Here is a 24561-nt window from a genome sequence, read left to right as displayed (position 1 = left end):
TCTATCCTTCCGGCTGACAGGTCAGTTCAAGCTTGGTGGCAAAGATCTTGCTCATGTCGGTGCCTGTCGGATCGTTGAAGAACGCGTCGGTCAGGGTCTTCTGGTTCTGGGCGATCGCCTCATCCGGATTCGGGCGGACAACCTTGCTGGTGCAGGTCGGCGGCAATCCATCGACCTGCAGATGGGCATCCTCGGTGAAATCGATGGCGGTGTAGAAGGTCGGGTCGTAGACGCCGATATCTATCTTGCCGCTCAGTTTGATCGGCACCTTCGGTTCGGATTCAAACAGGATGATCAACTGGTCATTGTCGAAATTGGCCATCAAATGCGGCGGCGGGGTCATTGCCACGTCCTTGCCGTCGACGGTGACGAGCTGGAAATAGTTGAATTCGGCAAGCGAGGCATGGACGGTGTCGGCAACATCCTTCAACTCCTTGTCGTCGAGTTTCAGGTCGGAATTCTTGTCGAACTCCATCATCACTGTGCTCGAAAACAAATCGTCGAAGCGCCAGACATGGCGCAATGCCTTCACAGTTTGGTGATCCGGGCTAAGGACCACTTCGAGGCGGGCCTCGGCAAAGACGTGGGGATGCACCTCAGCCGGTCCGACGGCGGCAAACGTCGCGGTCAAGGCCGAAGCCAGCATCATTGCTTGCTGTTTCAGGTGCATTCTCGGTCGCGATTCAATCGGCTTCGGTGAATTGCCGACAGTTACCAGAAAGCGGGCGAAAATGGGACCGCAACGCGGCTGAAAGCTCATGCGTTGTCCAGCGTCTTGAACCACTGCACCAGGAAGTCGACGAAAACGCGAACCTTTGCAGGCAGATAGCGCCGGTGCGGATAGACGGCGAAGATGCCGCCGCCGGGCAGGATGCGGTCATCCAGCGCAGTCACCAGCCTGCCGTTTTCAATGTCGGGCGCGGCGATGAAATCCGGCAGGATGGAAAATCCCAATCCAGCCACGGCAGCGGCCCTTGCCGCCATCGGGCTGTTGACCTCGATCGGGCCGGAAACCGAAACGCTCACCGTATCGCCGCTGTCGCCCTTGAACGGCCAGTTGGTGAGCCAGCGGCCATTGGTGTCGATGATGCAAGGCACGCGGGCAAGGTCTTGCGCCCTGACCGGCATGCCGTGCTTGGCGATCAGTTCGGGAGACGCGCAAAGCCGTACCGAAAATGGCGCCAGACGCCTGGCGATCAGCGAGGAATTTTCCAGCCGCGAAATGCGCACCGCCAGATCGAAACCCTCCTCGACCAGATCGACGAAACGGTCGTCGAGATGGATGTCGAGGACGATATCGGGGTGCTGCTTGGCGAAGTCGATCAGCGACTGGCCGATCGGCGCGTCGGCAAAGGTACGTGGCGCCGACAGCTTGATCCTGCCGCGCACGTCGCCGGAGGATTCACGCACGGCATCGGCCAGGCTGTCGACCTCGCGCACGATCTCCGAGGCGCGCCGGTAATAGGTGTGGCCGGCCTCGGTCAGGGAAAACTGCCTGGTGGTGCGGTTGAGCAGCAGCGCGCCGAGCTCGTCCTCCAACTCGCGCACATATTTCGACAATAGCGCCTTCGAGCGGCCGATCTTGCGCGCCGCCGCCGAAAAGCCTTCGGCCTCGACCACGTCGATGAAGGCGCGCATGCGGGTCAGCGTATCCATATCATGCGCCTCCTTGGTGGGCTGAAAGGATGCGGGCGGCCAGCGCAATCAGCTGCCGGTCGCTGTTCTTCGGGCCGAGCAGCGAAAGACCGAACGGCGCCCCGCCGGTCTTGCCGAGCGGCAGCGTGATTTGTGGAAAACCGGATAAGCCGGAAAGGCAGAGCAGTCTCAGCGCGCGCTCGCGATAGGTCTGCAAATCGTCGAATGACGCGGCCTTGAGCGGCGCGGCACCCGGAGCGGTAGGAAGCACAAGGACGCCGTCGTCGCCAAGCAGGCCGGCAAGTTCGACGCGAAACGAAACGCGACGTTCCGTTTCGCGATGCGCCGTTGCCGCGTCGATAGTCGCCCCGTGCTCGAAACGCTCCTTGACCCCGGGTCCCAGCATGCGGTCGCCGCCGGCGATCCAGGCGCCGTGATTTTGCCAGGCTTCATAGCCCTGCAGCTTGCGGAAGCACCAATAGAGATCGTCGGTCGAATGCGACAGCGGGCCGACGCTGCGCGGCGCGCCCAGCACCGACGAGACACTGCGGAGCATGGCGCGATATTCGTCGGCCTCGTGCGGGCCGAGCACAAGGCCGTCCAGCGCAGCGAGGGTGACGGGGCGTGCCAGTTCGTGGGAATGCGGATCATCGCCGAGCAGCACCGTGCCGACCTTTTCGTAGATGACGATGTCGCTTGCGAACCAGCCGAACGTGTCCAGCGAAGGGGCCAGCGGCATGGTGCCGTCGAGCGGGATGCGGCCATGCGTCGTCCTGAGGCCGACCAGGCCGCAGAAGCTTGCCGGCGCACGGATCGAGCCGCCGGTGTCGGAGCCGGTGGCGATATCGGCAAGCCCGCCGGCAACCGCCGCGGCAGAACCCGAGGATGAGCCGCCGGTGACCCGGTCGGGCGCCGCCGGATTGACCGGCGACGGGAAATGCGCGTTCAGCCCCAGCAGGGAAAACGCCAGCTCATCGGTCTGCGTCTTGCCGACGAAGCGCGCGCCCGAATCAAGCAGCGCCTGGACGGCCGGCGCGGTCGCCATGGCCGGCGAAGCCTCCCGGTATCTCTGCGGATTGCCGCAGCCGGTGCGGTAGCCGGCGACGTCGAAGATATCCTTGACGGCAAGCCGCAAGCCGGCAAGCGGGCCGGATTTCGTATCGGCTACAGGGGTTTGATCAAGGTCGAGCAAAGCGTTCAGCGGGCCACGAGTGCCTGTCATGCGTTCGATATCCGGATGTGCTTGCCGCAGCATTGTTCTTCTGGTTGCCGCAGCATTGTTCGATGCCACAAATTTTACAACCTGCCATACGATTTTTATTGATTGTGAAATCTTTCGATCTTATATCGCGCTTGCCCAAAGTCGCACGTGCCTGTGGGTGTCCGCCGATCCTCGAATGGTGAGGGCAATCGGTAAGGTAACTGGAGCCAACCCCTCCAGTCGGTTTAGCGGCCAACCGCCAACCGAGGACACCTTGAAGCAACGACGGTGCGGGCCTTTCTGGTGTTCTGCCGGTCGTCCAAAGACCGGGGTTACTGAAGAGGCACACCTTCATTGCCGGCAGTGCGGACGGGTCTCCCATCCAAGCCAAGGCAGACAAAGCGAACCGAGGCCGGGCAAGGCCAAGGTTCACCGCCGCGAGACGGCGCTTCATGGTTCCGGGGTCTCCACCGGCTGGTTCCATGGATTTCCGTCCCGCCTTTGTCCACCGCGTGTTCGCGAGGCCGAGAGCCCGCGTCCGCAAGCCTTTGTGCGCGCCGAAAGGCGCTGATGGAGAGACCCCGATGGCTACCCAGCGCATCCTTGACTTTCTCGCCACCCGACGTCCGAACGGCCCGTGCCTTGTCGTCGACCTCGATGTCGTGCGCGACAATTTCCGCGCCTTCGAGAAGGCGCTTCCCGATTCCAAGATCTACTATGCGGTGAAAGCAAACCCGGCGCCGGAAATCCTGCGCCTGCTTGCTGCGATGGGCTCGTCCTTCGACACCGCTTCCGTTGCCGAAGTCGAGATGGCGATGGACGCCGGTGCGCCAGCGGACCGCATCTCCTTCGGCAACACCATCAAGAAGGAGCGCGACATCCAGCGTGCCTACCAGCTCGGCATCAAGCTGTTTGCGGTGGACTGCGTCGAGGAGGTCGAGAAGATCGCCCGCGTCGCTCCCGGCGCTCGCGTGTTCTGCCGCGTCCTGACCGACGGCGAGGGCGCCGAATGGCCGCTGTCGCGCAAGTTCGGCTGTGTGCCGGCGATGGCGGTCGACGTGCTGCGCCATGCCAAGGCGCTCGGCCTCGACGCCTATGGCGTGTCGTTCCATGTCGGCTCGCAGCAGACCGACCTGACCGCCTGGGACCGCGCGCTCGCCGACGCCAAGAAGGTGTTCGCGACGCTGGCCGACGAAGGCATCGTGCTGAAGATGGTCAATATGGGCGGCGGCTTCCCGACCCGCTATCTCAGGGATGTGCCGGTGGCGCAGGCCTATGGCCAGGCGATCTTCTCGGCGCTCAGGAAGCATTTCGGCAACGCCATCCCCGAGACGATCATCGAGCCGGGCCGCGGCATGGTCGGCAATGCCGGCGTCATCAAGTCGGAGGTCGTGCTGATCTCGAAGAAGGCCGACAACGACAATGTGCGCTGGGTGTTCCTCGACATCGGCAAGTTCGGCGGTCTCGCCGAGACCATGGACGAGGCGATCCGCTATCCGATCGTCACCGCGCATGACGGCAGCGAGACCGCGCCTTGCGTACTCGCCGGCCCGACCTGCGATTCGGCCGACGTGATGTACGAAAAGACGCCGTATCCGCTGCCCTTGTCGCTGACCATCGGCGACGAGGTGCTGATCGAGGGCACCGGCGCCTACACGACGACCTACGCCTCGGTCGCCTTCAACGGCTTCGAGCCTCTCCGATCCTACGTGATCTGACGGTTCGAAAGAACCGGTCAGATCATCCGAGGTGGGCGCCTGTCGCCCGCCCGGGCTCGCCTGTGGAACAATCCGCTCGTGAAGGATCGCGGAAATGGACGTTTTGGATTTCATTGTTGAAGGCGCCGCGGGAATCTCCCCCCTCGAGGGGGAGATGGCCACGAAGTGGCCAGAGGGGGTCGCCGCGCGTGAAGCGCCGACGTTCTTGGCCTACGATAGGGTGTCGCGTCAGGACGTGCCGACCTCCTCTGTCGCCTGTGGCGACATCTCCCCCTCGAGGGGGGAGATTGCCGGCGCTTTTGTCATCACTGCCGAAACCGCCGCCGACGCCGGCGCGCGCGAGGCTTTGCTCGATCGCGCCATGGGGCCGAAGCGCCGGAAAAAGTCGTCGGAAAAGCTGCGGCGCGGCCGCCGGCCTTCGGAGGGCCTGGCCTTTGTCGCGCGCGATGCGTCGGGCACTGTTGCCGGCACCGTGCGGCTGTGGGACGTGGTGCTGGGCGAGGGCGGCAAGGCAGCGCTGCTGCTCGGCCCGCTTGCGGTCGACCCGGCGTTCAAGAATGCAGGCATCGGCTCGGCGCTTATGCGCCATGCGGTCACTGAGGCCGAGCGGCTTGGCCATGCGGCGATCCTGCTGGTCGGCGACGCGCCCTATTACGAGCGCTTCGGGTTTTCGGCCGCAAAGACCGGCTCGCTGGCCATGCCGGGGCCTTACGAGCGGCACCGTCTGCTGGTGCGGGAACTGGTTGTCGGCGCGCTCGACGGCGCGCAAGGCACGCTGAAGGCGGCCGGGCGCAAACTGAAGGCGCAGAGACTGCCGCTCGCTGCCTGATGGTTCGAAACAAGCCGCCGATCGCGGCGGCTTGTTTCGCCTTAACTGGATCAGCCGATCAACTGGCTGAGCGCCATGGCGACTGTCATGTCGCCTTCGACCTTTATCTTGCCGGACATGAAGGCCATGGTCGGGTTGAGATCGCCTGATATCAGCGAGTCCAAATCGTCGAGTGACAGCTTTATGGTGCAATCGGCCGGCGCATCGGTGGTCGAGACATCCGCGCCGTCGATGACGATGACGCCGTCGCTGCCGGTGTCGAATTTCACGGAGCGATCGAACCCGGCACTCGCCACGCGCGACCTGATGTTGTCGGCAATCTCCTGAACGCTCATGGCGGTTCTCCTCGTCTGGTTGCGTTTGTCGCGCGCCGGCGCTCCGACCTGGCCGAAGCCGCTTGCCTGGTTTTACAGCCACGGCCGCCGGCGCATATAGCTTCGGGTTGACGTTTACGTCAACGCAGTTCCCCGAGCCGAAGATGGGCTTTATCGCCGCAGCATCACGCGGGCATGACACCTCGGCGGCCGGCATTGTTGCCATGCGAAGCCGCCGGGCGTATCAGGCACCACTCCCCTTTGATGTCGGCGAGCCGCCCTGGTGCTTTCCAGAAACGAACCGCAAGTCTATGCCCGCCGGTTGCGCGCGGTGCTGATCCGATCGATCCCGCTGCTCGAGGCGCGCGGCATCGCCGTCGTCATTCTGGCGGCTTTGGTCGGGGTGATGGCGGGTGCGCTGGTCACCGGCATGAGCGGACTGGTGCAGGTCCTGCATGGGCTTATGTTCGGCGTTCAGCCCGGCGGTCGGCTTTCAGCGATGTTTTCGCTGCAAAGGCCGGAGCAGGCGCTGATACCGGCGATCGGCGGCATCCTGCTCGGGCTGACGGTGATCTGGCTGAGAAAGCGGAAGTTCCGCACGCCGGTCGATCCGATCGAAGCCAACGCGCTTTATGGCGGCCGCATGTCGCTCACCGACACCTTCATCATCGCCGGGCAGACGATGATCTCGAGCGGCTTCGGCGCTTCGGTCGGGCTCGAGGCCGGCTATACGCAGGTGGGTTCGGGCCTGGCGTCGCGGCTGGCGCGCTTGTTCAGGCTGCGCCGCAACGGTGTCCGCATCCTCGTCGGCTGCGGTGCCGCCGGCGCGATCGCCGCCGCCTTCGACGCGCCGCTGACCGGCGCCTTCTACGGTTTCGAGCTGGTCATCGGCATCTATTCGGTCGCCAATGTCGCGCCGGTGATGGCCGCCGCGATCTCGGCCTCGCTGACCGCCGAGGTGTTTGGCGGCGTGCCGTTTCCGCTGGAGCTCGCCGGCCTGCCGCAGCTCACCGTCAGCCAGTATTTGCCGTTCATGCTGCTCGGGCTTCTGGGCGGTGGTGCTTCCATCGCCATCATGCATCTGGTGAGCCTGATCGAGCGCCTCTTTGCCAGGCTGTCGATCGACGCCTCGCTGCGCCCCGCCATCGGCGGCGTGATGGTCGGGCTGCTGGGGCTGGTCACGCCGCAAGTCCTGTCCAGCGGCCATGGCGCGCTGCACCGCGAATTCGCGATGAATTACGGGCTGGCCGTAGTGGCCAGCGTCTTCGTGCTGAAGCTGGCGGCGTCGGCGATCTCGCTCGGCTCCGGCTTCCGTGGCGGCCTGTTCTTTGCCTCGCTGTTCCTCGGCGCGCTGCTCGGCAAGATGTTTGCCGGCGCGATGGCATTCGTCTCGCCGGCGACCGGCATCGATCCTGCCGTCGCCGCCGTCGTCGGCATGACCTCGCTCGCCGTCGGCGTCGTCGGCGGCCCGTTGACGATGACCTTCCTGGCGCTGGAATCGACCCGCGACCTGACGCTGACCGGCGTGGTGCTGGCCGCCTCGCTCATGGCGGCGATCCTGGTGCGCGAAACGTTCGGCTATTCCTTCTCGACATGGCGCTTTCACCTGCGCGGCGAAACCATCCGCAGCGCCCATGACGTCGGCTGGATGCGCAGCCTGACTGTCGGCTCGATGATGCGAAAGGATGTCCGCACCATCGACGCCTCGACGACGCTTGCGGAATTCCGCAAGCAGGTGCCGCTCGGTGCCTCGCAGCGCGTCATCGCGGTCGACGCCGACCTGCATTATCTCGGCGTGCTGATCGTCGCCGAACTGCACAGCCATTTGTCGGATGACGAGATGCCGGTGCTGTCCTTCGCCAAATTCAGAGATGCGGTGCTGGTGCCGAGCATGAACGTGCAGTCGGCGGCCGAGACCTTCCAGCGCGCCGGCGCCGAGGAATTGGCGGTGGTCGAGGATTTCACCGACCGCAAGGTGGTCGGTTTGCTGACCGAAGGCCATCTGATGCGGCGCTATGCCGAAGAACTCGACAAGGCGCGGCGCGATCTGTCGGGCGAGGGGTAGCCGAGAGGGGATGGCGATCCCGCTGCATTTAGCTGGACACCGCCGGCGAATGATCGCTACCATCGCGGTGGCTTTGAACCAGATTTCATCTGGAGCCAGATTCCGCCTGGAGATGGCGTGCTCGAAGAACCGAACAGAAATCCCGGATCCCATCGCTATGGAAAGCCGAGCTTGTGGTGGCCACCACCGTTGGGTTGATGGCCTGCGGGCCTGATCCAACCTGAAAATCAAATTCTGTGTTCAGAGAGACATCATCATGAATACCCTGCTTTCCGTGGAGGCCCGGGAGACCGCGCTTGCCGTGACTTTCGTGTCGGGCGAAACAGTCTGCTATCCCTGGCTTTGGCTAAAGGACAATGCGCCATCGGCGTTTCACCCGCAGACCGAAGAACGAACTTTCGATCTGACCAGCGTAGACCCCTCGCTCAGACCCATCAGCGTGCGGAACAGGGGCAGCGCTGTGGGCATTGTCTGGCAGAACGACCAGGCTGAGGAGGAATTCCCGAGCCAGTTCTTTGAGTCCTACCGTCCCGGCAGAAAGCGGGACGATCCGGCCGACATCGCTCCGAAACTCTGGGACGCCTCGGTCGATCTTGAAACCATACCGCGTCACGCCGCCGGAGACATCTTGCAAAGCGATGACGATCTGCTCGCTTGGCTGAGGGCAACGGCTGCATACGGGCTCTCCATCGTCGATGGGCTTGACGATGATCCCGACGCGGGGCGGCGTGCGGCCGAGCGGATTGGTTTCCTGCGCCAGACAAATTTTGGCGCGATGTTCGAAGTCGTGTCGATGCCGAACCCGAACAATCTGGCCTATACGCCGGTCGCCTTGCCGCTACACACCGATCTCGCCAACCAGGAGGTGCCGCCCGGCTACCAGTTCCTGCATTGTATCGCAAACGACGCTGAGGGTGGTGGATCGATCTTGGCCGACGGGTTTGCGGTCGTCGCCGCGCTACAGGCGGAAGATCCGGAAGCCTACCGCCTGTTGTGCGAGGTCGAGATCCCCTATCGTTTTCACGATGAAAACTACGATTTGCGGGGCAGGTTTCCCGTGATTGTAACTCGACGCAACGGGGAAGTGACGGAGTTGCGGTTCAACGCCCATCTTGTCGATGTCATCGACCTTCCCTCCGAGCTATGCGCGCCCTTTTATGGGGCTTATCGCAAGCTGATGATGATGATCCGCGGGCCGCGTTTCCAGATAGCCTACCGCCTGAAGGCCGGCGAAATGGCGGTCTTCGACAATCGCCGGGTGTTGCATGGCCGCCAATCGTTCAACCCGAACACCGGGCGGCGACATCTGCGCGGATGCTATGTCGATCGTGGTGAGTTCCAGAGCCGGATTCGCGTCCTCTCGCGATAGCGGCATGCACCGAAAGAGCATCGACTTGCCGAAGATCGCATTCGGCAGGGTTCGTTAGTAGGTCAGTCAAGACATAGCCCTTATTAGCCGGAGGCACTTTGGCGCAATCGGCGGTGCTGTCGTTCGCCAATTTGAACGAATCGCTGCTGGTGCCGAACGTGCAATCGGCGGCAGAGACCTTCCAGTGCCGGCGCCGAGGGGATTCGCGGTGGTCGAGGATTTCACAGATCGCAAGGACGTCGGGCTGTTGACCGAAGGTCATCTGATGCGCCGCTATGCCGAAGAACTCGACAAGGCGCGGCGCGATCTGTCGGGCGAAGGGTAGGGCGGGGGAGAGCCAACGTTTGGATACGAGCCCGACGTTGACCTTCGCACACCGAATCCTGAATGGCTGCTTTGCGCCTCATTTCGGTCGTAGAGATCAGCTTCGCCGCGTCCTGAAAGCAGACATCGCAAGCGAGGACTCCGGAGGCCGCGGTTGTCGCGCAGATCGTGGCCGTTACGCGCCGCCGATTTTCTGGAGTGATAAGCCGCGCCCGACGCGGCGAATTCGTTACCCTACTCGGCGGCCGTCTCCGATGGCGCCTCTGCCGGCTCCGAAGGCTCGGCCTCGGCACGGGGCTTGCGCCGTGAAAACAGCGACCTGAGCGTGACGTAGAACACCGGCGTCAGGAACAGGCCGACGAAGGTGACGCCGAGCATGCCGGAGAACACCGCGGTGCCGAGCGACTGGCGCATTTCTGCGCCCGGGCCAGTTGCGATCACCAGCGGCACGACGCCGAGGATGAACGAGAAAGCGGTCATCAGGATCGGCCGCAGCCTGAGCCGGCAGGCTTCGACGGCAGCCTCGGCGGCCGACAGGCCGCGTTCCTGCGCCTGGCGCGCGAATTCGACGATCAGGATCGCGTTCTTGGCGGCAAGCCCGATCAGCACGATGAGGCCGATCTGCACGAGGATGTTGTTGTCCAGCCCTCGGAAAGACACGCCGAGCAACGCCGCGAGCACGCCGAGCGGCACCACCAGCACAATGGCGAACGGCAGCACCCAGCTTTCATATTGCGCCGCCAGCGCCAGGAACACGAACAGCACCGACAGTCCGAAGATATAGACAGCGGCATTGCCGGTGTTGCGCTCCTGATAGGCGAGCTCGGTCCATTCATAGGAGGTACCGGCCGGCAGCGTCTTTGTCGTGATCCCTTCCATCAATGCCAGCGCGTCGCCCGTGGAAACGCCGGGCGCGGCGTTGCCCTGCAGCGGCACCGAGACGTACATGTTGTAGCGCTGGACCAGCGCCGGGCCGGTGACGTCGCGGATCTCGATCAACGTGCCGAGCGGAACCAGCGCGCCGGTCGCCGAGCGCACCTTCAGTTTCAAGATGTCGGCGCGATCGAGGCGGAACGCCTGGTCGGCCTGCGCCCGCACCTGGTAGACGCGCCCGAAAGCGTTGAAGTCGTTGACGTAGGCGGTGCCCAAATTGATCGACAGCGTCTCGAAGATGTTGGGGATCGGCACGTTCAGGATGCGCGCCTTGTCGCGATCGATCGCCAGGAAGAATTGCGGGCTCGACGCGGAGAACGTGGTGAACACGCCCGTCAGCCCCGGCGTCTTGTTGGCCTTGCCGGCGATTTCGTTGGCAAGCGCCAGGATCTGCCGCATGTCGGCGCTGTTGCGCTCCTGGATCTGCAGCTTGAAGCCGCCGGCATTGCCGACGCCGCGGATCGGCGGCGGCGGCAGTGCGATAATGAAGGCTTCCTTGATGCTTTGCAGGCTGCCGAACAGATTGCCGATGACCTGGGTCGCCGACTGGCCGGCTTTCAGTCGCTCGTCAAAGGGCTTGAACCTGGCGAAGATCACGCCCGCGTTGCTGGCGTTGGTGAAGGTCGCGCCGGAGAAGCCGGCGAAGGCGACTGCGTAGTCGACGCCTGGCGTTTTCTGGATGATCTGCGACGCCTGCTGGATGACCGCATCGGTCCTCGACAGCGAGGCGCCGTCCGGCAACTGGACGACGACGATCGCATAGCCCTGGTCGAGCGACGGAATGAAACCGCGCGGCACCGCCTGCACCATGTAGACCGTGGCGTAGATGAGGGCCGCGAAAACGGCCAGCATGGCGGCGATCGTTATCCACGAGCCGACCAGCACGCGGATGATGCTCGAATACCAGTGGGCGACCCTGTCGAAGCCGCGATTGAAGCCGTCGGCGAGCGCGCGTCCGAACCGCGCCAGGAAAAAGCGCGGCGGCGCCGCCGCGGCGTGGTGCGGCTTGAACAGCAGTGCGGCCAGCGCCGGCGAAAGCGTCAGCGAATTGAATGCCGAGATCGCCGTCGACACCGCGATGGTGATCGCAAACTGCAGGTAGAACTGCCCAGAAATGCCGGGGATGAAGGCTGTCGGTACGAACACGGCTATCAGCACCAGCGAGATCGCGATGACCGCCGTTCCGACTTCGTCCATGGTCAGGTGCGACGCCGGATTGGGCGCCAGCCCTCTGGCGATATTGCGCTCGACGTTCTCGACCACGACGATCGCATCGTCGACGACGATGCCGATCGCCAGAACGAGGCCGAACAGCGTCAGCATGTTGAGCGAGAAGCCGGCGGCGTAAAGCACCGCCAGCGTGCCGATCAGCGACACGGGGATCGCCACGATCGGCACGATCGCCATGCGCCACGATTGCAGGAAGACGATGATGACGATGATGACCAGCAGCATCGCCTCGAGGATTGTCTTGTAGACCTCCTGGATCGACTCGGCGACGAACTCGGTCGGATTGTAGACGATGTCGTAGCTCAACCCCTTCGGGAAGTCGCGGGAAAGCTCCTTCATCTTGTCCTGAATCTCCGCGGCTGCGGCGAGCGCATTGGTGCCCGGCCGCTGGAAGATGGCGAGCGCCACCGCCGGTTTGCCGTTGAGATAGGAGTTGGTGACGTAATCCTTGGCGCCGAGCTCGATGCGCGCCACGTCCTGCAGCGAGATCAGGCGGCCGTCGTCGGTCGATTTGACGATCACGTATCGGAAGTCGCGTGCGTCGTTGAAGCGGCCTTGCGTGGTGACCGTGTACTGGAACGCCATGCCAGTGCTGGTCGGCGGCGCGCCGATCGAGCCACCCGACACCTGGACGTTTTGGTCGCGCAACGCCTGCACCACATCGCCCGAGGTCATCCCCAGGGCGGACAGTTTTTCCGGATCGAGCCAGATGCGCAGCGAATATTCGCGTTCGCCGAAGATGATGAGGTCGCCGACGCCGTCGAGTCTGAGCAGTATGTCGCGCACCCGCGAGCGGGCGTAGTTCGAGACGTAAAGCTGGTCGTAGGTATTGTCGGGCGACAGCATGTGCACGACCATCATCAGGTCGGGCGAGCTCTTGGTGGTGGTGATGCCGAGGCGGCGGACTTCTTCGGGCAGGCGCGGCTCGGCGACCGACACGCGGTTCTGCACCAGCACCTGCGCCTGGTCGAGATCGGTGCCGAGCTTGAAGGTGATGGTCAGCGCCATCGCCCCGTCGCCCGACGAATAGGACGACATGTAGAGCATCCCCTCGACGCCGTTGATCTCCTGCTCGATCGGCGTTGCCACCGTCGCTGCAACCGTCTCGGCGTCGGCGCCCGGATACTGCGCGCGAACGACGATGGTCGGCGGCGCGATCTCGGGATATTGCGCGACCGGCAGCTGGGTATAAGCAATCCCGCCGAGGACCAGCAGGACGATCGAAACGACCGATGCGAAGATCGGACGGTCGACGAAGAAATGTGCGAACCTCATTGCTGCAACTCGGCGGTCTCGGCCTTGGGCGGCAATGTCACCATCTCGACCTTCACCTTGGTGCCGGGCCTGGCGTGCATCAGCCCGTTGACGATGATCGTCTCGTCGCCGGTCAGGCCCCCGCGGATCACCCGGTAGCCGTCGAGAAGCGGGCCGGTGCGCACGGGCTTCGCCGACACCATCCCGGCCTCATCCACCAGGAACACGATGCGGCGATCCTGATCGGCGCCGATCGCCTCGTCGGGCACCAGCACGCCGCTATGCGGCAGCGACCCCGGCACGTTGATGCGCCCGAACATGCCTGGCTGGAGAATGCCGTCGGCGTTGGGAAACCTTGCACGCACCCGCATGGTGCCGGTCGCGTTGTCGATCCGGTTCTCGGCAAAATCGAGCTTGCCTTTGAATACCGCCTCCGCGCGGTCGGCGACGCGAACCACCACCTCGAGCCCGCCGGCGCCTTCCTGCATGCTGCCGCCACGCTCCTTCGCGTCGCGGGCGTAGCTGAAATACAGGCGCTCATCGACGTCGAAATAGAAGTCGATCGGATCGCGCGTAACGATGGTCGTCAGCAAGGTGGTATCCGGCTGCACGAGGTTGCCGACCGACACCAGCCGGCGGTCGATGCGGCCGGACAAGGGCGCCTTGATCTCGGTGAATTCCATGTTCAGGCTGGCCGTCGTCAGCGCAGCCGTCGCGCCCTGCATCTGCGCCTGCGCCGAAAGGTATTCCCGCCGGCGGTCGTCGACCGTCGCGGTTGAGATATTGCCGGTCTTGGCGAGTTCGTCGGCGCGATCCAGCTGCATCTTGGAGAATTCGAGCAGACTCTTGGCGACGTCCACTTGCGATTTGGCGGCATCATAAGCCGCCTGGTACGGACGCTGGTCAATGGTGAAGAGCAGGTCGCCCTTGTTGACCAGTGCGCCGTCCTGGAAGCTGACCTTGTCCAGATAGCCGCTGACGCGCGAACGGATGGCGACCTGGTCGACGGATTCGAAGCGCCCGACGAACTCGTCGTCTTCGACGATTTCACGGACCACCGGCTTGGCCGCCGTCACCTCGGGAAGCTGCTGGTCCTGCGCAAACGCAGTGCTGCTGAAAGCCATGCCGAGCAGGAATGCCGCCGACATGGCGGCGCGGGCAAGCCAGCCGGCCGATCGACGGGGTCGCCCGCCCGCGTCGCGATGCAATTGCCCATTCTCTGGGGTGTCCATTTGCGTCCTCGCTCGCTGGACCGGAGGTCGGTTGATCCGCTTCTACGCTCAGGCTTCTCGTCGAGATCAGAGCATTGCAGTGTTGTGCATGGCAACATGATCATTTTCCATGTGGGCTGAAATGTCCACCCTGTGGCTGCCCTGCCACCGGGCTAAAGTCAGTCGCGAATTAAGGGATTCAGGATTCCTTTGATGGACGGCTTATGATTCATATTGCTCGAAGGAGACCGATATGGGCATTACCACGCCGGCCGGATTCAAATGGACTGCAACACTGCGGCATCGAGCAGTGCGTTGACATATCCCTCCCGCTGCAGCCGTTGTTCCGTCTCGCTCATTGAAGACGATACATCGACACAAAGAACCAGTTCGAGATCCACCGAGGAAACCTGCTCCGCCGTGGCCGACAGCGACGTTGTCAGGCTCACCGCCAGAGGGAATAGCACGCCTCGTGCCCGTTCGGGTTTTCTCCGACCAGCGAAGCGTGGAATGAAGGACATCATCTCGGCGCGTCCATCCGGTTGGTCAAACGGGAGGATGCTGCGGCGGCAATTGCACTCGGCGTCAGCCGCGAAACCGCGCGCACCCAGCTCAAAGAGGTATTCGCCAAAACCAACACATACCGTCAAGCGGAACTCGCCACGCTCGTCACCCGCCTTCGGCCACACGCATGATGACCGATTGGTAGGAGCGTATCACGGCCGGAAGCGTCAAGAGGCAGGTGCTGGCGCAAGGCGGCCAACGCGGCGCCGCAGTTGTTTTCAGGCAACGGCAAGTAACGTCGTTGCGGCCAAGATGGGGCGCCAGCGGAATGGCACCTTCTGGCTAGTTCGTCCCAGAACCGGACCGTTCGTTCCCGGCGGACTGAAGCACCGCAGCATTTTCCACTTTGAGGCGAAATAATTCTCAACTATGGTCCGCCAGGCTTTAGGCATGGGGGAATATTGCCGATGGTTTTATCACGCAGGGGTGTCGTGCTTGGCGGCCTGGCGCTGGTCGCGGTGGGTGCAACCAGCAATATTGCTCAAGCCGCGGCGGCAAAATCCTTTTTCGCCGGTACCGCCAGCGACAACAATTTTGTCTATCGCAAGACCAACTTCGCCAAGATCGACAAGAGATGGCATCGCCAGATCGTCAAGTATTTCAGCAGCGAGCCGGTCGGCACCGTCGTGGTCGATACGCGCCACCACTTCCTCTACGTCATCATGGAAAACAAGACCGCCATCCGCTACGGCGTCGGCGTCGGCAAGGAGGGCTTCAAATGGTACGGCCGCGCGACGATCGACCGCCGCGCGCTGTGGCCGGATTGGGTCCCGCCCCCCGAAATGCGTAAGCGCAGGCCGGAACTACCGCCCATGATCGCAGGCGGCGCGTCCAACAATCCGCTCGGGCCGCGCGCGCTCTATCTGCACCGCGACGGCGCCGACACCGGCTACCGCCTGCATGGCACGCTGGAGCCATGGAGCATCGGCACCGACGCTTCCAGCGGCTGCATCCGCATGTTCCCGGAAGACATCATCGACCTCTACCAGCGCTGCCCGATCGGCACCGCGGTGCAGGTCCTGCCGCACATCGCCGACCAGGCGCCCGCTTCCACCACTGTCGAATGATTGGCGCCTCATGAACCGCATGATTGAAAACACGCGCCGGCTGCTCGCCGCCGGCCTGCTGGTGTTGGTCGCATCCTGCTCGACCAGCAACACGCTGGCCCCTTCCACGCCCGACGTCACCAACACCGAGGTTGCCGGCTTCCAGAACGTGCAGCCGGGCAGCGAGGAGGATTTTATCCTCAATGTCGGCCGCCGCACCTATTTCACGCAAGGTTCGGCCGCGCTCGATTCTGTCGCCAAGGCCACCCTCGACACCCAGATCGCCTGGTTAGCAAAGCATCCGCGCTGGCTGCTCAAGCTGCAGGGTTTCGCCGACGATCCCGGCGCAAGTGAAACGGCGCTGTCGCAGCAGCGCGCCGATGCGGTGATGGACTACCTCGCCGCCGGCGGCATAGACCGCAACCGCATGTGGGCCAAGGGCTACGGCAAGGACAGGCTCGTCCGCGAGTGCCCCGACACCGCCTGCAGGTCGCAGAACCGCCGCGTTGTGTCTAATTTGCGCGATGTGCGGGACGAGCCGTAGGGGGCCGCTGTTTTGCTTGTCACCAAATCAGAGTCTCGCACCCGACGGCGGCATGGCTGCTTTGCGTCTCATCTCGGACATTGAGACCAGCATCGCTGTGCGCTCAGAACGGACCCTCGCGATGGAAGAGTTCGATGCGCTGTGCGAGCGCCTGTTCCGAGACCGAAGCAACGTCGCGCGATACCACACGATGTTCGTGATCCGAACGGCCAAAGAAGTGACCGCAATTCCACTGTGGTGTTCGGGTTGCGATAGACCTGCTAGGCCGATTACGCATGCGCCGACTACTTCGCAACGAGACGCTGGAAGTTCGGTTTCAAATGCCCTCGATGCGGAGGCAATCGCGCCTCGCGCCTGGCCAAGCCTCGCTCCGGAAGTTGTCGAAAGGGGCTTCCTTCGCCACGTTCCAATCGGCTCAAAGCTGACCGGAAGCCGTCGGAAAACATCCGAAGTTAACTAGCAGGATCAAGGCGTTCAAACATACTGTCGTCCGGGATGCGCCAGCATCCGTCATTGACCGTCAAGCATCACAGCCATGCATATGGCGTCGACATAGCGACCATCAATGCAAACGCTACGCCTGAGGACACCTTCCGTAACGAAACTAGTTTTTTCATACAGCGTTATGGCCCGGCTGTTATCGGCGTGCACCGAGAGTTCAATGCGAACGAAGTTTTCTTGCCGAGCTTTTTCTAATGCGGCGGTGATGAGGCGACGGCCCAATCCCTGTCCACGAAAACCGGGTATGATTCCCATCGCTAAACTTCCGCGATGAGCGTGGGATGGAAAGAAATGGCGGGTGATGTCGCACCATCCCACAACACGGTTTCCTTCCGTCGCCGCGATATGCGGGTTTCGCTGCTTAATCATATTCAAGACGAAATCGCGTGTCTCGGGAAGCGGGAACGCTTGAAGCATGGTCAGGTATTTTCTCTCCCGCGCGACAACGTCGAGAGCCGCATGGAAACTCTCAATGTGCTCTACGGCTGTATTGACAATCTCAGCCACATTTCCTCCCGAGGTTCTCCAGTATTCCAAAGTCTTTGCCGAAGATTGCCTGATCCGCCAGCGCCCGCAGCTTGGAGGCAACGCCTCGCGCACGCGAGGACGATCGCCGGCGCCGAATGTCGGAACTGGGCGCCAGCTCGGCGCATTTCGTGGCGCCTCCCTCACGCCCAGGCATGAAGCTGTCCTTGTTGACTCAAGGAGTATTTGCATGCGTGGTCATTGCTTATGTGGCGCTATTGCTTTTGAAGTCGATGGCCCGGCACAGGCCTGCGTGGTCTGTCATTGTGAAAGTTGTCGGCGGCAATGTTCTGCGCCGATGACCTCCTATATTGGCGTCTTGAACGGTCAATGGCGATGGCTGGGCAAGCTACCGAAGGTATTCAACTCTTCTCCCGGTGTGGAAAGAACATTTTGCGATCACTGTGGCACGCCGCTGTCCTTCCGCTCAAAGAACATGTCTGATGTCATGCATTTTTTTGCGGCAGCGATGGAGGAGCCAGAAAAATTTGCACCTACGCTGCATGTCGCTTTTGAGGAGAAGCTCCCTTGGTTGAAACTCGCCGACAACCTGCCGACCCGTTTTGGGCCTGACTATACGAAAGACTAGGATCTGCTCGCATCGAGACAAACGGTGGAAGCTGCGGACAGCATGCGGAAGCGAGATGATGACCCCTCCGTTCCAACGGTGATCGAACATTATCGATCGCGGCTGCTCTCGACCTGCTTGAGCGGCAGCAGGTAGGCGATGATCTTCTGATCGCCGAGAGCTGGATCAAAACCAATAATGTCGGATGCAAAAAGGTCGTGGGCGGGGCGTCTCTCGAAGCCAAGGCTCTCATACAGCTTGCATGCAGACGTCATGAACAAGGCGGTGTGAAGCGCAAGGCCGCCTGAGCCCTGCAGACGCGCTTGCAAGACGCACCATTCGCAAAGCGCGCGGCCATATCCGCGGCCCCGTGCCGAGGGAGCAACCGCGAGGGTCCTGAGGCCTGCCAGCCCGGGCGGCCAGCCCATGCCGTCAAAGGCGGCATCGGCGTAGTAGGTGACCGTCCCGACGAGCCGTCCCTCGGCTTCGAGCACCGCGACGCTAGCCTTCGTCCATCGCCCCGCGACATCCCGTGCATCGTTCACGTAGGGCTCGAAGATGTGTGGCGCCAGAACGGGCCGTAACGATGCGAAAGCGTCGGAGACGAGCCCGCCAATTTCATCCAGTTCCTGACGGCTTGCCAGGCGGACGCGTGGCTTGGATGCGATCTGCATGCAGGCCCTCACTGCACCATTTATCTGGACCATATGTAGGGCATTGCATGTCCCTTCGGTTGGCCGGAGTCGCCCGGCTTCGTCCGTCGGCCGCAACCGGAACAGTCGGCTGCCACAATAGCGAAAAATTGCTGCCAAGCCAGCTACGGGCGGGCTCGAGGTTGGCTGCACGAGGCCGTTTCGCGGCTTGAGGTCGAGCCCAAATTATCCCCCGGCAAGACGCGGCAGCAGGAATATCTCCGCCCCTTCCGGCAATTCCTTCGACCAGGTGTCGCGATAGATCGTCCCATCGATGGCGACGGCGATGCCGCGATCGATGTAGGGCTCGAGGCCGGGATACTGTTCAGCCAGTTTCCTGAACAGCTCCCGAATATCCTTCGCCTCGATCTCGACCTTGCTCTTGCCTCCGGCGATCGCGGCGAGCGATCCCCAGAGCGTTACTTCGACCATCAGCCTTCCCGTTCTGCCTCGAGCGCCGCCAGGATGCGCGGCGGCGACATCGGGATGTGCGTCATGCGCACTCCGACCGCGTTCGACACCGCATTGGCGATCGCCGCCAGCGGCGGCACGATCGAGGTCTCGCCGACACCGCGCACCCCGTAGGGATGGTTAGGGTTGGGGATCTCGAGGATCTGTGTGTCGATCATCGGCAGGTCCGAGCAGACCGGGATCCGGTAGTCCAGGAAGCCGGGGTTCTGCAACCGCCCGTCCTTGCCGTAGATATACTCCTCGTTGAGCGCCCAGCCGATGCCTTGCGCGGCACCCCCCTGATACTGCCCCTCGACATAGGTCGGATGCACCGCCTTGCCGGCGTCCTGAACGACGGTGTAGCGCAGCACCCTGGTGGAGCCGGTCTCGGGATCCACCTCGATATCGCAGATATGGGTGGCGAAGGAGACGCCGGCGCCGTCGGCGACGAGCTCACTGTGGCCTGCGATGGGTCCGCCCGTCTTTCCGGAAGCGGCCGCGATCTCCTTCAGCGACAGCGGCGAAAGGTTGCCGTGCGTCGCGCCTTTGGCAATCGCGTGACCCTCTTCCCAGACCACATCGTCGACGGGTATGTCCCACATCTGCGCGGCGCGCTGCCTGAGGACCTTGATGGCGTTGCGTGCCGCCGAGATCGTCGCCATCGAAGACGAGAAGGTGCCGCGGCTGCCATCCGTCATGTCGTTGTAGCCGAGGCTGGACGTATCGGCGACCACCGCCTTGACTTGCTCATAGGGGATACCGAGCTCCTCCGCCGCGACCAGCGAAAGCGAGGCGCGCGAACCACCCACATCCACGGTTCCGACGGCGAGCGAGACCGAACCGTCCATGCCGATGTTGAGGTCCGTGCAGGTCTGGCCACCGAAATTGAACCAGAAGCCGCAGGCCATTCCGCGGCCCTGATTCTTGCCGAGCGGCGCCTTCATGTGCGGGTGGTTCTTCACCGCCTCCAGAGTCGGGCCGATGCCGATCGGGCCATATACCGGGCCGTAGGATGATCTGGTGCCTTCCTGCGCCGCGTTCCTGATCCGGAATTCGACCGGGTCCATGCCGATTTCCTTGGCCAGTTCGTCGACCGCGCTTTCCACCGCAAACGCCGCCATCGGAGCCGACGGCGCGCGATAGGCCGCGGTCTTGGGCCGGTTGACCAGCACTTCGTAGCCGACCGTCTTGACGTTCTCGAGCTTGTAGCAGGCAAAGGCGGTCATGGCGCCGATCTCGGCCCACATGCCGGCATAGGGGCCGCAGCTATAGCGCAGCGTCGCCTCGGCCGCCGTGATCGTGCCGTCCTTGCGGGCGCCGATCCTGACATCGATCGAGGTGGCGCTGGTCGGGCCGGAGGCGCGGAACACCTCGTCGCGCGTCATGACCAGCTTGACCGGCCGCCCGGCCTTGCGTGACAGCGCCAGTGCCACCGGCTCGGCCCAGACATGGGTCTTGCCGCCGAAACCGCCGCCGATCTCCGACGAGGTGACGCGCAGCTTCGAGGCTTCCATGCCAAGCAGTTGGGCGCAGTGTTGGCGGTAGACAAAATGGCCTTGCGTGCAGACCCACAGGTCGGCGGTGCCGTCCGAGCTGACATTGGCCACGCAGGCATGCGGCTCGATGTAACCCTGGTGTGTCTGCTCGGTCTTGAAGGAGCGTTCGACGACGAAATCGGCCTGGCCGAAACCTTCATGGATGTCGCCATGGCCATACTGGGTGCGCTTGGTGACATTGGAAGGCTTGACGGGCTTCTCCTCGAGGCCCTCGGTGAAGATGGCGTCGTTGACCAGGGGTGCGGAGTGCTTCATCGCCTCGTCGACGTCGGTGACATGCGGCAGCACCTCATAGTCGACCTCGATCAGCTTCAGTGCCTGTCTCGCCGTGCGGGCATCGACCGCCGCGACCGCGGCCACGGCATGGCCGTCATAGAGCGCTTTCTTGCGCGCCATGCAGTTGTCGAGGATGTCGTACATGGCGGCATCGCCGTCGGTGAGGTCGGGCAGGTCGGCCGCGGTGATCACGGCCTTGACGCCGGCGAGCTTCTCCGCCTTCGACGTGTCGATCTTCCTGATCGTGGCATGCGCATGAGGGCTTCTGAGAACGCGCCCGACCAGTTGCCCGGCCATGTTGAAGTCGGCGCCATAGCGTGCGCGGCCCGTCACCTTGTCGACGCCGTCGGGACGGATAGGACGCGTGCCGACAGAGGTGAAATTGCGTCCGGAGTAACGCGGATCGAAATTCATCGTCAGGCTCCCTTCATCACGCTGGCGGCGTCCTGAACGGCACGCACGATCTTGTCATAGCCGGTGCAGCGGCAGAGGTTCCCGGCAAGGCCGAAGCGGATCTCCTCCTCGGTCGGATCGGGGTTCTTGGCCAAAAGGTCCTTGGCCGCCATGAGGAAGCCCGGCGTGCAGATGCCGCATTGAAGTGCGGCGTGCTCCAGGAATTTCTGCTGCAGCGGATGCAGCCTGTCGCCACGCGCCATGCCCTCGATGGTCTCGACGTGCCGACCCTCGGCCTCCGCGCCGAGCACCAGGCACGAGCACACCAGCCGATCGTCGAGGATGATGCTGCAGGCGCCGCAGTCGCCGGTGCCGCAGCCTTCCTTAGCACCCGTCAGCCCCAGGCGATCGCGCAGCACATCAAGCAGCGTTTCGTCCGGCTGGCAAAGGAACTCGACATTGTCGCCGTTGATTGTCGTTGATACTGCCACACCAGCCATCATTTGCCTCCTGCGCGCGCATAGGCGGTCGTGGCGGCCCGCTTGGCCAGCACACCCGCAACTTTCCGTCTGAATTCGATAGTGCCCCGCTTGTCGTCGATCGGACGGCAGGCCCCCGAGCAGACCTTGGCGAGCCTCTCCAGCGTGGCTTCGTCCAGCTTGGAGCCGATGAGAACCTCGGCGGCCTCCTCGACCAGAATCACCGTCGGCGCCACGGCGCCTAGCGCCAGGCGGGCGGATTTGACGCGACCTTGCTCGTCGAGCGTCAGGTTCACGCCGGCGCTTACCACCGCGATGTCCATCTCCGTGCGCGGAATGAAACGCAGATAGGCATCGCCCGAACGCGGCAGACGTTTGTCGAGCAGGATTGCCTCGATGATCTCGCCCTTGGCCAGCGACGTCTTGCCCGGCCCAGTCGGTACCGCTTCCACGGCAATCGTGCGCCTGGTTCCCGGGCCGACGACCACCGCCTTGGCGCCAGCGGCCACCAGCGCCGGCACGCTGTCCGCGGCCGGCGAGGCGTTGCACAGATTGCCGACGATGGTGCAGCGTCCCTGCACCTGCTTCGAGCCGATCAGGTTCGCAGCTTCGACGACGCCGGGCCATGCGTTCTTCAGGGCCTTGCTCTCGCCCAGCACTGCGCAGGGGACCGCCGCGCCGATGCTGAAGCCCTCGGCTGTTTCCCTGATCTCGCCAAGCCCGTCGATCGCCTTGATGTCGACGATCAGGTCGGGTTCGATAAAGCCGCCTTTCATTCTCACCAAGAGGTCGCTGCCTCCGGCGAGGATGGCGGCCGTGCCGGCTGAACCGGCCAACAGCCCGGCGGCGTCTTCAATTGAAAGCGGACGTATGTAACGCATCGTCTCCCCTTAGTGGTCATAGTCACATCAACTGATATAAACCGTCTCTACGCAATGGCCATCCCGTTCGTGCATTCGCGGATTGGGCCAGGCGGCGCAATTTCATTTGCTCGACCAACTGGACGTCCCGCTGGCCACTAATGCTCGATCGGTCCTTTCGGCATCACCAGCGCCGTGCCTGCTGTCGTCGGGCGCTCGATCATACGGCGGACGCGGGGTGGCTCGTTGCCGCTGTGCAGCGCCCTTATGCGCTCGCCGATGACGGCGTCGGCGTAGGTGGCGCGCCTGTTGTGGCGGATGTATTCGACCCAGGTCGGCGTGTGGTAGTGCTCGATCCATATCGACGGATTTTCGAGATCGCGCGCCAAGGTCCAGTTGCGGGCGCCGTCACGCCGGCGAACGCGGCCGCGCTCGGCCATGGTGGCGAGGAATTCCGGCACGTCCTCGTTACGGATGACATATTCGATCATGATGGCGATGGGGCCGCTGCGTGGCTTGAGATCAAGCGCCAGATGCGGTTCCTGGAAACGGTTAAGCGGATCGAGGTTAAGCACCGCCTGCTGCGGCAGCGGCAGCAGCAGGCCGATGGCGCCTCCCGCCAGCATCGCGACGCTGGCCGCCATCAGGGCGACTTCGGCGCCATGCGCGTCGGCAACGACACCCCAGACCCAGCTGCCGAGCGCGATGCCGCCGAAGGTCGCGGTCTGGTAGACCGACAACACGCGGCCGACCACCCAGCGCGGCGTCGACATCTGCACGGTGACATTGAAATGCGACAGCGCAGTCACCCAGCAGGCGCCGCCGACCAGCAGGCCGAGCGACGTCTGCCAGGCATGATTGCTGACGGCGGCGTTGAAGGCGCAGACGGCGAAACCGGCAAATGCCATGCGCACCATGGTTTCGCTGGACAGCAGCTGCCGCAGCCTGACGCTGGTCAGCGCGCCGCCGACGGCGCCGATGCCGAAGGCGCCGAGCATGATGCCGTAGCTCAAGGCATCGCCCTTGACGACGTCACGCGCGACCAGGGGAAGCAGCGCCAGGACCGCGCCGGCGCTGAAGCCGAAAGCCGAGCTCCTGACCAGCACCTTGCCGATATTGGGCGACATGGCGACGTAGCGCAGGCCGGCGCCCATTGCGGCGCCCAGCGTCTCGCGCGGCAAGGTCGATGCCGGCAGTTCCGGCCTCCAGCGGGCCAGCACGACGATGAGGCCGACATAGCTCAGCGTGTTGACGGCAAAGGCCGCGGCGGCGCCTGCGGCGGCAACGATGATGCCGCCGATCGCCGGGCCGACGCTGCGTGTCAGGTTGAACCCCATCGAGTTGAGAGCGATCGCCGCCGGCACCTTGGTGCGAGGCACCATGTCGCCGACCGAAGCCTGCCAGGACGGACTGTTGAGCGCGGTGCCGCTGTCGATCAGAAAGGTGAAGGCGAGCAGCGTCCACGGCGTCATCAGGTCGAGATAGGTGAAGACGGTCAGAAGTGCCGAGACGGCGAGCATGAAGATCTGCGCGATCAGCATGATTTTGCGACGGTTGAAGCTGTCGGCGATGGCGCCGGCCAGCAGCGCGAAGAGCATGATCGGCAAGGTGGTCGAGGCCTGGACCAATGCGACCTGGTAGGACGAGGTGGCGATCGTCGTCATCATCCAGGCGGCGCCGACGCCCTGGATCAGGCCACCGAAATTGGAGACGAGGCTGGCGGACCACACCGCCCGGAAGATGCCGTGCCGGAACGGCGCCAGCGCCGAGGCGCTTTCGCTTTCCGGTATGTCGTCGTTCATAAATGCTTTCCCGGGCTCAAACGCGTTTGTTCTTCCGATGAATCGGCCCCTCAAGCCATGGATTCAAAAAATAGAACATCATGTCGCAAAGGGCGAACGCATTCTGGAAAAACATCATGGTCCAACAACAAGATAGCGGACCGGCCAGCGCGTGCCGCTGCAGGCGGAGCGGTCGGTCAGGCCGGCGGCACCGCTTGCCGAGCGCTGCCATGTAATTGGCAG

The 24561-nt window shown here is 63.4% G+C and carries 22 protein-coding genes and 2 pseudogenes; 10 read left to right on the top strand and 14 right to left on the bottom strand.

Annotation, left to right across the window (positions count from 1 at the left end; translation table 11 throughout):
- Position 1: 1 nt before the first annotated feature.
- The 3 genes from NKI95_RS01485 to NKI95_RS01475 all read right to left on the bottom strand — a co-directional run bounded on the left by NKI95_RS01485 (position 2) and on the right by NKI95_RS01475 (position 2857).
- On the bottom strand, positions 2-670 hold the full coding sequence (locus NKI95_RS01485) for a DUF1007 family protein (RefSeq protein ID WP_352713476.1): 669 nt from the start codon (positions 668-670) through the stop codon (positions 2-4).
- A gap of 86 nt (positions 671-756) precedes the next feature.
- Positions 757-1656: a LysR family transcriptional regulator gene (locus NKI95_RS01480; protein ID WP_352713474.1), complete on the bottom strand. Its 900-nt coding sequence runs from the start codon at positions 1654-1656 to the stop codon at positions 757-759.
- A gap of 1 nt (position 1657) precedes the next feature.
- A complete protein-coding gene (locus tag NKI95_RS01475) occupies positions 1658-2857 on the bottom strand; it encodes an amidase (protein ID WP_352713471.1) in 1200 nt (399 codons plus the stop codon).
- Positions 2858-3420: 563 nt separating this feature from the next.
- On the opposite strand from NKI95_RS01475, the gene odc2 reads away from it, so the two are divergent.
- Both odc2 and NKI95_RS01465 read left to right on the top strand, forming a co-directional pair.
- Entirely contained in the window at positions 3421-4554 is a 1134-nt protein-coding gene (odc2, locus tag NKI95_RS01470) for an ornithine/lysine decarboxylase (protein WP_352576081.1), read from the top strand.
- Positions 4555-4708: 154 nt separating this feature from the next.
- The gene (locus NKI95_RS01465) at positions 4709-5383 is read left to right on the top strand and encodes a GNAT family N-acetyltransferase (protein WP_352713467.1); all 675 of its coding nucleotides are present in this window, start codon (positions 4709-4711) and stop codon (positions 5381-5383) included.
- A gap of 50 nt (positions 5384-5433) precedes the next feature.
- On the opposite strand, the gene NKI95_RS01460 is transcribed toward NKI95_RS01465, so the two are convergent.
- Positions 5434-5718 carry an SCP2 sterol-binding domain-containing protein gene (locus NKI95_RS01460; protein ID WP_352664381.1) on the bottom strand — a complete coding sequence of 95 codons (285 nt, stop codon included), beginning with the start codon at positions 5716-5718 and terminating at the stop codon, positions 5434-5436.
- Positions 5719-5980: 262 nt separating this feature from the next.
- Here NKI95_RS01460 and NKI95_RS01455 point away from each other — a divergent pair, with 262 nt between their 5' ends.
- The 3 genes from NKI95_RS01455 (at position 5981) to NKI95_RS01445 (ending at position 9456) form a co-directional block, all read left to right on the top strand.
- Entirely contained in the window at positions 5981-7762 is a 1782-nt protein-coding gene (locus NKI95_RS01455; protein WP_352713464.1) for a chloride channel protein, read from the top strand.
- Positions 7763-8018: 256 nt separating this feature from the next.
- Entirely contained in the window at positions 8019-9131 is a 1113-nt protein-coding gene (locus NKI95_RS01450; protein ID WP_352713461.1) for a TauD/TfdA family dioxygenase, read from the top strand.
- 184 nt (positions 9132-9315) lie between these two features.
- The gene (locus NKI95_RS01445) at positions 9316-9456 is read left to right on the top strand and encodes a hypothetical protein (protein WP_292665242.1); all 141 of its coding nucleotides are present in this window, start codon (positions 9316-9318) and stop codon (positions 9454-9456) included.
- 233 nt (positions 9457-9689) lie between these two features.
- Here NKI95_RS01445 and NKI95_RS01440 read toward each other — a convergent pair whose 3' ends face one another.
- The 3 genes from NKI95_RS01440 to NKI95_RS01430 all read right to left on the bottom strand — a co-directional run bounded on the left by NKI95_RS01440 (position 9690) and on the right by NKI95_RS01430 (position 14772).
- A complete protein-coding gene (locus tag NKI95_RS01440) occupies positions 9690-12893 on the bottom strand; it encodes an efflux RND transporter permease subunit (protein ID WP_352713458.1) in 3204 nt (1067 codons plus the stop codon).
- Positions 12890-14020: an efflux RND transporter periplasmic adaptor subunit gene (locus tag NKI95_RS01435; RefSeq protein WP_352714567.1), complete on the bottom strand. Its 1131-nt coding sequence runs from the start codon at positions 14018-14020 to the stop codon at positions 12890-12892. Before NKI95_RS01435 ends, NKI95_RS01440 begins: the two co-directional genes overlap by 4 nt.
- 341 nt (positions 14021-14361) lie before the next feature.
- The gene (locus tag NKI95_RS01430) at positions 14362-14772 is read right to left on the bottom strand and encodes a DUF1194 domain-containing protein (RefSeq protein ID WP_352713455.1); all 411 of its coding nucleotides are present in this window, start codon (positions 14770-14772) and stop codon (positions 14362-14364) included.
- Between the two features lie 282 nt (positions 14773-15054).
- Here NKI95_RS01430 and NKI95_RS01425 point away from each other — a divergent pair, with 282 nt between their 5' ends.
- From NKI95_RS01425 to NKI95_RS01410, 4 genes and pseudogenes are all read left to right on the top strand, one after another.
- Positions 15055-15714, top strand: coding sequence for a L,D-transpeptidase (locus NKI95_RS01425; protein WP_352713452.1), 660 nt, complete (start codon positions 15055-15057; stop codon positions 15712-15714).
- Positions 15715-15724: 10 nt separating this feature from the next.
- Entirely contained in the window at positions 15725-16237 is a 513-nt protein-coding gene (locus tag NKI95_RS01420) for an OmpA family protein (protein ID WP_352664401.1), read from the top strand.
- A gap of 121 nt (positions 16238-16358) precedes the next feature.
- Positions 16359-16472, top strand: a pseudogene (locus NKI95_RS01415) (Lrp/AsnC family transcriptional regulator); the annotation flags it as partial.
- Positions 16473-16516: 44 nt separating this feature from the next.
- A pseudogene (locus NKI95_RS01410) lies at positions 16517-16693 on the top strand (hypothetical protein); the annotation flags it as partial.
- Positions 16694-16747: 54 nt separating this feature from the next.
- Here the strand turns inward: NKI95_RS01410 and NKI95_RS01405 are convergent.
- The gene (locus tag NKI95_RS01405; RefSeq protein WP_352713449.1) at positions 16748-17245 is read right to left on the bottom strand and encodes a GNAT family N-acetyltransferase; all 498 of its coding nucleotides are present in this window, start codon (positions 17243-17245) and stop codon (positions 16748-16750) included.
- Between the two features lie 208 nt (positions 17246-17453).
- Here NKI95_RS01405 and NKI95_RS01400 point away from each other — a divergent pair, with 208 nt between their 5' ends.
- Positions 17454-17852: a GFA family protein gene (locus tag NKI95_RS01400; protein WP_352448190.1), complete on the top strand. Its 399-nt coding sequence runs from the start codon at positions 17454-17456 to the stop codon at positions 17850-17852.
- A gap of 89 nt (positions 17853-17941) precedes the next feature.
- Here the strand turns inward: NKI95_RS01400 and NKI95_RS01395 are convergent, their stop codons facing one another.
- The 6 genes from NKI95_RS01395 to NKI95_RS01370 form a co-directional block, all read right to left on the bottom strand.
- Complete coding sequence (locus tag NKI95_RS01395) at positions 17942-18505, bottom strand: GNAT family N-acetyltransferase (protein ID WP_352713446.1); 564 nt, start codon at positions 18503-18505, stop codon at positions 17942-17944.
- 204 nt (positions 18506-18709) lie between these two features.
- Entirely contained in the window at positions 18710-18955 is a 246-nt protein-coding gene (locus NKI95_RS01390; RefSeq protein WP_352713444.1) for a MoaD/ThiS family protein, read from the bottom strand.
- Positions 18955-21219 (bottom strand): xanthine dehydrogenase family protein molybdopterin-binding subunit, encoded by a 2265-nt coding sequence (locus NKI95_RS01385; RefSeq protein WP_352713442.1) that lies wholly within the window; start codon positions 21217-21219, stop codon positions 18955-18957. The genes NKI95_RS01390 and NKI95_RS01385 overlap by 1 nt, the downstream gene beginning before the upstream one ends.
- 2 nt (positions 21220-21221) lie before the next feature.
- Positions 21222-21698 (bottom strand): (2Fe-2S)-binding protein, encoded by a 477-nt coding sequence (locus NKI95_RS01380; protein ID WP_352713439.1) that lies wholly within the window; start codon positions 21696-21698, stop codon positions 21222-21224.
- Positions 21698-22558: an FAD binding domain-containing protein gene (locus tag NKI95_RS01375; RefSeq protein ID WP_352713436.1), complete on the bottom strand. Its 861-nt coding sequence runs from the start codon at positions 22556-22558 to the stop codon at positions 21698-21700. Before NKI95_RS01375 ends, NKI95_RS01380 begins: the two co-directional genes overlap by 1 nt.
- 137 nt (positions 22559-22695) lie before the next feature.
- Positions 22696-24339: an MFS transporter gene (locus NKI95_RS01370; RefSeq protein ID WP_352713432.1), complete on the bottom strand. Its 1644-nt coding sequence runs from the start codon at positions 24337-24339 to the stop codon at positions 22696-22698.
- Positions 24340-24561: the final 222 nt, after the last annotated feature.

Origin of the sequence: Mesorhizobium sp. M0306 (assembly GCF_040321655.1) — a bacterium.
Lineage (GTDB): Bacteria > Pseudomonadota > Alphaproteobacteria > Rhizobiales > Rhizobiaceae > Mesorhizobium.
This window is presented reverse-complemented; position numbering and strand designations above follow the sequence as displayed.

Coding starts and splice junctions, on each gene's coding strand:
- NKI95_RS01390 (WP_352713444.1), bottom strand. CDS start 18,955: ATGGTCGAAGTAACGCTCTGGGGATCGCTCGCCGCGATCGCCGGAGGC.
- NKI95_RS01480 (WP_352713474.1), bottom strand. CDS start 1,656: ATGGATACGCTGACCCGCATGCGCGCCTTCATCGACGTGGTCGAGGCC.
- NKI95_RS01385 (WP_352713442.1), bottom strand. CDS start 21,219: ATGAATTTCGATCCGCGTTACTCCGGACGCAATTTCACCTCTGTCGGC.
- NKI95_RS01380 (WP_352713439.1), bottom strand. CDS start 21,698: ATGGCTGGTGTGGCAGTATCAACGACAATCAACGGCGACAATGTCGAG.
- NKI95_RS01440 (WP_352713458.1), bottom strand. CDS start 12,893: ATGAGGTTCGCACATTTCTTCGTCGACCGTCCGATCTTCGCATCGGTC.
- NKI95_RS01400 (WP_352448190.1), top strand. CDS start 17,454: ATGCGTGGTCATTGCTTATGTGGCGCTATTGCTTTTGAAGTCGATGGC.
- NKI95_RS01370 (WP_352713432.1), bottom strand. CDS start 24,339: ATGAACGACGACATACCGGAAAGCGAAAGCGCCTCGGCGCTGGCGCCG.
- NKI95_RS01460 (WP_352664381.1), bottom strand. CDS start 5,718: ATGAGCGTTCAGGAGATTGCCGACAACATCAGGTCGCGCGTGGCGAGT.
- NKI95_RS01395 (WP_352713446.1), bottom strand. CDS start 18,505: ATGCAGATCGCATCCAAGCCACGCGTCCGCCTGGCAAGCCGTCAGGAA.
- NKI95_RS01420 (WP_352664401.1), top strand. CDS start 15,725: ATGAACCGCATGATTGAAAACACGCGCCGGCTGCTCGCCGCCGGCCTG.
- NKI95_RS01375 (WP_352713436.1), bottom strand. CDS start 22,558: ATGCGTTACATACGTCCGCTTTCAATTGAAGACGCCGCCGGGCTGTTG.
- NKI95_RS01475 (WP_352713471.1), bottom strand. CDS start 2,857: ATGACAGGCACTCGTGGCCCGCTGAACGCTTTGCTCGACCTTGATCAA.
- NKI95_RS01465 (WP_352713467.1), top strand. CDS start 4,709: ATGGCCACGAAGTGGCCAGAGGGGGTCGCCGCGCGTGAAGCGCCGACG.
- odc2 (WP_352576081.1), top strand. CDS start 3,421: ATGGCTACCCAGCGCATCCTTGACTTTCTCGCCACCCGACGTCCGAAC.
- NKI95_RS01485 (WP_352713476.1), bottom strand. CDS start 670: ATGCACCTGAAACAGCAAGCAATGATGCTGGCTTCGGCCTTGACCGCG.
- NKI95_RS01435 (WP_352714567.1), bottom strand. CDS start 14,020: ATGTCGGCGGCATTCCTGCTCGGCATGGCTTTCAGCAGCACTGCGTTT.
- NKI95_RS01450 (WP_352713461.1), top strand. CDS start 8,019: ATGAATACCCTGCTTTCCGTGGAGGCCCGGGAGACCGCGCTTGCCGTG.
- NKI95_RS01425 (WP_352713452.1), top strand. CDS start 15,055: ATGGTTTTATCACGCAGGGGTGTCGTGCTTGGCGGCCTGGCGCTGGTC.